The organism is Erythrobacter sp. (assembly GCF_023653175.1).
Taxonomy (GTDB): Bacteria; Pseudomonadota; Alphaproteobacteria; order Sphingomonadales; family Sphingomonadaceae; genus Erythrobacter.
On record NZ_JAMNXL010000179.1, the window covers coordinates 1 to 7,353 of the forward strand.

Sequence of the window (7,353 nt, forward strand, 5' to 3'; positions counted from 1 at the left end):
CAGCAAGCCGGGCGAGGGCGGCGTCGTGGACGCGCGCGTCATCGCCCCCGGGCATGGGCTGCCCGAGGTGCGCGTGGATCCGCGCCGCAGCGACATCGTGGAAATAAAGTCCGCCCTTGCGCCGCTTCCAGGCGGCAGGCTGGCGGTTGAAGGCAACGCCGAGGCTCTGCGCATAGGCGGCGAACCCGGGTTCCTGTGCGCGTGCGGGAAGGTCCCTGAGGCCTGCGCGCAAGGCATCGGCCGGACGCGGCGGCAGGCCCTTGTGCTCGGCAATCACCGCCCGGGCGCGGTGGTTGCCCCTCGCGTAATGGTCGACGCCCTTGCCGGCATTGTCGCGCACGTCGCAATCGGCCCCGGCGGCGATAAGCGCTGCGATGACGGGGGCCTTGCCGGTCTCGCATATGTCGAGGAACGCCGTCGCGCCGGTGTCCGGGTGGCGCAAGTCGGGATCGGCTCCGGCGGCCAGCAGCACCTCGACCACCGCCACTTCCTCGGCGGCATGGAGCGGGCACATCCCGGTCGGGGCCTGCGCGTTGACATCCGCGCCCGCCGCGACCAGCGCCCGGGCCACGTCGGCCGCGCGCTTGCCCGGACCTAGCACCATCAGCGGGGTGAGGCCGTGGAGGCTCGGCGCGTCGGGGGAAATGCCCTGCGATAGCAGGAACTCCACCCCCTCGCGCCAAGCGAGGCTTGCGGCGAGGTGCAGCGGGGTCTGCCCTGAGAGCATCATCAGGTTCGGGCCGTCCTCGGGCTGGTCGAGCGGCGTTCCCAGCGCGGCATGGGCGCGCAGGGCGTCGAGCGAGCGCGCGCGCACCGCTTCGTGGACCGTGATGTCGGCCGTGCTCGCCCTGGCCGCTGCGGCCTTGGCGAGGAGGTCGGCGATCCGTTTGCCGCTCGAGAATTGCGCATAGGCGAGCGCGCTCCAGCCCCGGTCGTCGGTCCCCTGCGGATCGGCGCCGGCTTCGACCAGCATGGCGATCAGCGGCAGCTTCCTGCTGGCGAGCGCCGCGATGAGGACGGTCTGGCCGCTTTCGACATTGTTCGGATTGCTGACTATCGTCGCGTTGACGTCTGCTCTCCCTGCGATCAGCGCACGCGCCGCCGCCTCGTGCCCGGAGCGGCAGGCAAGGTGGAGCGGGCGCTCGCCGAAGCGGTTGTGCACTTCGGGGGCGGCACCGGCCGCCAGCAGCGCGCGGACCACGCCCTCGGCCCCGACCGTTGCCGCTGCGCACAGCGGCGTCTCACCCAAGGAGGCGTCGCGCTCGTCGAGCCACACGCCCGGGGCAATCATGGCAAGCGCGCGCGGCGCATCGCCGGCGCGGATGGCTCTGGTGAGATCGTTGGTCGATGGCACGCGGCGCTCCCTGTTCAGCCGCACGCCGCTTTGGCACACGGGCTGTTACGGGAGCTTTAAGCCCGCCGCCGAACCAGCAGAGGGCCGGAGCGGGCGGCAGGCAACATCCGCCGCCCGCCGCCCGATCGCATCAGAACGTCTGGCGAGCCGTCACGCCGAATGTGCGCGGCTGCCCGATGTTGAACCCGAGCCGCGCGCGGCCCCCGCGTTCGCGGTCGAAGGACAGGAGCGGGTTCTCGTCGAACAGGTTGGTGACATAGGCGGTCAGCGACAGGCCGCGGTCAAGCTCGACCCCGGCGCTGAGATTGACCAGCTGGTAATCGGGCAGCTCCAGATCGACCGTGGTCGAGGCAGTCGCCGGGGCACCGCCGAAAGGCAGGCCGTGGACGAAGGTGCGCGGATTGTTCTCCTGGTCGGCCGGCTGCGTGAAGCGCGAGCCGACATGCTGGAACGAGCCAGTGACGAAGGCGGTGGTGGTATCGCCCACTTCCCACTCGTAGCTGCCGCTGGCCGCGAACTGGAACTCCGGCACCGAGGGCAGGCGGTTGCCATCGCGGATCCCGGTGGCGCCCGCCAGCGCGCCGGGCAGGGTGCTGTTGAATTCCGACTTGATGTAGCTGCCGGAGAGGTCGAAGTTCAGACCCGGCGCGGGTTCGAAGCCGAGCTCCGCCTCGATCCCGGCGGCGAAGGCCTCGGGCACGTTGAACACGATCCGCGACGAGCAGCTGCCCGCATCGAGCGTCACCTGGAGGTTGCTGATGTCGTTGTAGAAGGCGGCGGCGTTGAAGGTGAAGCCGTCGCCTTGAGCCTTCACGCCCAGTTCGTAGTTCCACAGCGTTTCGTCGCCGTAGTCCTGGAAGCCGCCGAACAGCGCCAGATCCTGCGCATTGCACAGCGGGGTGTTGAGCGGGTCGTTGACCCCGCCAAGCCGGAAGCCCTGTGCGGCCTGCGCGTTGACGGTGACATTGTCGCTCGCCTTGTAGCTGAGCAGGAAGCGCGGCGTGAAGCCATCCGAGGCCGTGGTGTCGACCACGCCCGCATCGCCATTGGCGAACAGGCCGCCGGTGGTGATGGTGCGGGTTTCCTCGAAATCGTAGTAACGCCCGCCCGCGGTGAAGGTCAGCTTCTCGGTGATGTCATAGGTCGCCTCGCCGAACACCGCGAACTGCTTGATGTCGAAGGGCAGGTCGGAATTGAATGGCGAATTGGCCGGGAAGCCGTTCGCCACCGCTGCCGAGGTGCCAGCGCCCAGCGTCGCATCGGTGAAGGCATCGTAGCCCGGGGTGGGCAGGCGCTGGCGGTAATCGCGGTTCACGTCGGAATAGAACCCGCCGATCAGCCACTGGAACGGGCCGTCATAATCCGAGGCGAGGCGCAATTCCTGCGTGAAGGTCGCAAGGTCGGTCGTGTCGCGCAGGTTCGAGGCCAGCGCAACGCCGGTCGCCGGGAAGCCGAGATCGACCGAGACCGAGCCGGTCAGCGCGCTGGCATCGCGGCTGACGAGGATATCGCGGTTGATGTAGGAGGTGACCGAAGTGAGATCCATCGAGCCCAGACCGATATTGACGGTCAGGTCGGCGATGAAGGTTTCATCCTCGAAGCGTTCGGGAAGCAGCAGGAACTGCTCGCGCTCGCCCAGCTGCACCGCGGGACGCGTGGTGGTGAAGCGGTTGGCGAACAGGTTGTAGGTTTCCTGCCGGTTGAACCCGCCCACCTCGATCTTCTGGTAGATCACGCGCGGGGTGATCGAGAACGTGTCGCTCGGCTCGAAGGTCAGGGCGATGCGGCCGCCATAGCGCTCGCCATCATTGACGTTCTCGCCGCCGCCGGGCCCGCGGGCATCGATGAAACCGGCGTAGCGGGTGTAATAGCCGACCGCGCGGATCGCCGCGCTGTCGCCCAGCGGCAGGTTGACCGCGGCCTTGAGGTGGCTGCCGGCATTGCCGCCGTCGATCAGGTTGACGTTGGCTTCGGCCGACCCTTCCGTCACGCCCAGTTTGGGCTGGTTGGTGATGTAGCGGATCGTGCCGCCGACCGATCCCGAACCGAACAGCGTGCCCTGCGGCCCGCGCAGGGTCTCGACGCGGTTGAGATCGAACAGGTCGATATCGGGGGTGAACAGCGAGAGCGAGATCACCGATTCGTCGAGATAGACGCCGACCTGCTCCTTCACGCCGGGCTGGTCGCGCACGACCTGACCTGCGGAGATACCGCGCACCGAGACCTGGCTCTGGCCCGGCCCGAGGTTCTGGATCGTCAGGCCCGCGACGTTGCGCGACAGATCCTCGAGGGTCACCGCGCCCGAACGCTGGATGTCTTCCTGGGTCTGCGCGTTGATCGAAAAGGGCACGTCCTGAAGCGTCGTATCGCGCTTGGTCGCCGAGACGATGATGACGTTGCCATCATATTCGTCGGCTTCCGACGGTGCGGCGGTGTCCTGCGCGAAGGCGGGGTTGCTGCACGCCACGGCGGCGGCGCTCGCCAGCAGGATGGAGCGGCGAAGATTACGGGCGACGGTGTTCGTCATAATGGTTACCCCTGAAATTCAGAGTTTAGTCTCTGATATTGCTGGGTAGGAATCGTGTCACAATGGTCGCAGTGCAGCAAGCATCAGCGCACCGGGCGCGCAATTGCGCGGGCCGATTGTGACCTTTGCGCATCACGATGCTCGGGGCTGGACGCCGTGCGGGTCGGCGCGGCGCATCGCTACCAGCACGATCGCTGCGATCACCGGCCTGGCGGCAAGAAACTACGGGCCCGGCGGTGCATTCCGGTCTAGGGGTAGGCCTCAAGCCTGCCGCCCTTATCCGAACGGAACCCCTCGCAAGTGAAGCTCCAGATCGATGTTCAGCTGGACTACTGGTTCGAAGCATCCTGCGACGTGCTGCTCCACATCGAGGTGGCGGCGCTGGCGGGTCAGAGGATCGAGGCCAGCGCCGTCACCGGGGGGAGGGCGCTCACCCGGGTTGCGGCGCAAGACGGGGTAGGAACGCGCGCCTGGCTGGCGGCCGAGGGGCGGATGGTGGTCGATTACACGGCCCGCGTCACCATCGATCGGCCCGTGCACGACACCGCCGCGCTGCCGCGGACCCCGCTCCACCTGCTCCCGGGGGAGGCGGTGCAATATCTGCTGCCGTCGCGCTATTGCCCGTCCGACCGCTTTTTCGACCTGGTCGATGCGCGTTTTGCCGGCCTCGAGGGCGGGGCGCGGATCGCCGTGATGGCCGACTGGATCGCGGGGCACCTCGCCTATGTGCGGGGCGCGAGCACCGTCGAGACATCCGCGCTCGACACCTTCCAGACCCGCAAGGGGGTGTGCCGCGACTATGCCCACCTGATGATCGCGCTGGCCCGCGCCGCCGATACGCCTGCGCGCTACGCCAGCGTCTATGCCTTGCGCGCGAGCCCGCCCGATTTCCACGCGGTCGCCGAGGTCTTTCTCGGCGGGGAATGGCATATCGTCGATCCCACCGGAATGGCGAGTGCGCGCGACACGGCGATCATCGGCATCGGCCGCGATGCGGGCGACGTCGCCTTCCTCACCGCCTTTGGCCCGCTGATGATGAACAGCCAGAGCGTGAGGGTGCAGGAGGTCTAGGCGGCCTTCTTCGCTTTGGCCGCCTTCTTCACGATCCCCGAGAGCCCCTTGGTCAGCTGGAACAACCCGTTGAGGCGGCTCAGCGGATCGCTCCACGCGCGGTTGATGACCAGCTTCATGTCGGGGCGCAGCTTGGCGGTGTCCTTGCCGCCTTCGTTGAGGCGCGCGACATAGGCGATCAGGCCTGCCGGATCTGGGAAGTCGTCATTGTGGAAGCCCACCAGAGTGCCGCGCGCGCCGACATCGATCTTGGCGATGCAGGCGAGGATCGCCTGATGCTTGATCTCGATCAGGCGGATGAGGTTCTTGGTCGGCTGCGGCAGGTCGCCGAAGCGGTCGATCATCTCGGCGGCGAGGCTCTCGATCTCGTGCTGGCCCTCGGCCTGGTTGAGACGGCGGTAAAGCGCCATGCGGACGGCGAGGTCGGGTACGTAGTCCTCGGGGATCATGATCGGCGCGTCGACCGTGATCTGCGGGGTGAGCTTGTCGCGCGGCCGCTCGAGGCCCATCTCGCCCGCCTTGGCGGCGAGGATCGCCTCTTCCAGCATCGCCTGATAGAGCTCGAAGCCGACCTCGCGGATATGGCCCGACTGCTCGTCGCCGAGCAGGTTGCCCGCGCCGCGAATGTCGAGATCGTGGCTGGCGAGCTGGAAGCCCGCGCCGAGCGTGTCGAGGTCGCCAAGCACCTTCAGTCGCTTCTGCGCAATCTCCGACAGGGCCACGCCTGCCTCGTGGGTGAGATAGGCATAGGCGCGCAGCTTGGCCCGGCCGACCCGCCCGCGCAGCTGGTAAAGCTGGGCAAGGCCGAAACGGTCGGCGCGGTGGATGATGATCGTGTTGGCGCTCGGGATGTCGAGCCCGCTTTCGACGATGGTGGTCGAGAGCAGCACGTCGTACTTGCGGTCGTAGAAGGCGCCCATGCGCTCCTCGACCTCGCTGGGCGACATCTGGCCGTGGGCGGTGACGGGCTTGATCTCGGGCACATTCGCGCGCAGCCACTCCTCGACATCGGCCATGTCGGAAATGCGCGGGACGACAATAAAGCTCTGCCCGCCGCGGTGGTGCTCACGCAGCAGGGCCTCGCGCATCACCATGTCGTCCCACTCCATGACATAGGTGCGCACCGCGAGGCGGTCCACCGGCGGGGTCTGGATGGTGGAAAGCTCGCGCAGGCCGCTCATCGCCATTTGCAGCGTGCGCGGGATCGGCGTGGCGGTGAGAGTCAGGACGTGAACGTCGGCGCGCAGCTGCTTGAGTTTTTCCTTGTGGGTCACCCCGAAGCGCTGCTCCTCGTCGACGATCACGAGGCCGAGGTTCTTGAACTTGGTCGACTTGGAGAGGATCGCGTGGGTGCCGACCACGAGATCGATCTGGCCGTTCTCGAGCCCCTCGCGGGTCTCGGCGGCTTCCTTTGAGGTGACCAGGCGCGAAAGCCTGCCGACGTGCAGCGGGAAACCCGCGAAACGGTCGGCGAAGTTCTGGTAGTGCTGTCGTGCTAGCAAGGTGGTTGGCGCAACGATGGCAACTTGTTGTCCATTCATTGCGGCAACGAAGGCGGCCCGCAGCGCCACTTCGGTCTTGCCGAAGCCGACATCGCCGCACACGAGGCGGTCCATCGGGCGGCCGCTTTCAAGATCGCCCAGAACGTCGGCGATGGCACGCTCCTGATCCTCGGTTTCGGACCAGGGGAAGCGGTCGGTGAACTGGCCGAGCGTCTGCGGATCGGCGGGCAGGGCGGGGGCCTGCCTGAGCGCGCGCGCGGCGGCGACCTGCATCAGTTCGCCCGCGATGGCGGTTATCCGCTCCTTGAGCTTGGCGCGGCGGCGCTGCCACGCCTCGCCGCCCAGCTTGTCGAGCGCGGCGGCGTGCTCGGACGAGCCGTAGCGGGTGAGGACGTCGATATTCTCGACCGGAATGAACAGCTTGTCGCCGCCCGCATATTCGAGCGCGACGCAATCATGTTTGCTCTTGCCGACCGGGATCGCCTCGAGCCCGAGATATCTGCCGATCCCGTGCTCGACATGCACGACCAGATCGCCCTGCGCCAGCGCCTGAAGTTCAGCGAGGAAGGCGTCGGAATCCTTGCGTTTCTTCTTGCGACGCACCAGCCGGTCGCCGAGAATGTCGGCCTCGGTGAGGATTTCGAGCGTGTCGCTGGCAAAGCCGGTTTCGAGCGGCAGGACGACCACTGCGGTGGTCTTCTTCGCCGCCAGCCCCAGCGCGGCTTGCCAATTGTCGGCAATCGCGGTGGGGGCTCCGGCCTCGTCGATGATCGCGGCAATGCGGCGCGCGCTGCCGGTGGAATAGGCCGCGACCAATGACTTGCGCGCCGACTTGCCGACGGATTTGAGGTGCGTGGCGGCGGCCTCGTAGACATTTTCGCCGCGTCCCCGCTCGGGGG

4 protein-coding genes are annotated in these 7,353 nt (G+C 67.5%); 1 reads left to right on the plus strand and 3 read right to left on the minus strand.

Going from position 1 to position 7,353, the window contains the following annotated elements:
* Both NBV68_RS15925 and NBV68_RS15930 read right to left on the minus strand, forming a co-directional pair.
* The coding region (locus NBV68_RS15925) for an ankyrin repeat domain-containing protein (protein ID WP_296311606.1) at window positions 1-1,354 on the minus strand (1,354 nt) is incomplete at its 3' end.
* A 130-nt stretch (window positions 1,355-1,484) separates the two neighbouring features.
* Entirely contained in the window at window positions 1,485-3,881 is a 2,397-nt protein-coding gene (locus NBV68_RS15930) for a TonB-dependent receptor (RefSeq protein ID WP_296311608.1), read from the minus strand.
* Between the two features lie 300 nt (window positions 3,882-4,181).
* On the opposite strand from NBV68_RS15930, the gene NBV68_RS15935 reads away from it, so the two are divergent.
* Window positions 4,182-4,952: a transglutaminase family protein gene (locus NBV68_RS15935; RefSeq protein WP_296311611.1), complete on the plus strand. Its 771-nt coding sequence runs from the start codon at window positions 4,182-4,184 to the stop codon at window positions 4,950-4,952.
* On the opposite strand, the gene mfd is transcribed toward NBV68_RS15935, so the two are convergent.
* Window positions 4,949-7,353: transcription-repair coupling factor (gene mfd / locus NBV68_RS15940; protein WP_296311614.1), on the minus strand; the 2,405-nt coding region annotated here is incomplete at its 5' end. The genes NBV68_RS15935 and mfd overlap by 4 nt on opposite strands.

Coding starts and splice junctions, on each gene's coding strand:
- NBV68_RS15930 (WP_296311608.1), bottom strand. CDS start 3,881: ATGACGAACACCGTCGCCCGTAATCTTCGCCGCTCCATCCTGCTGGCG.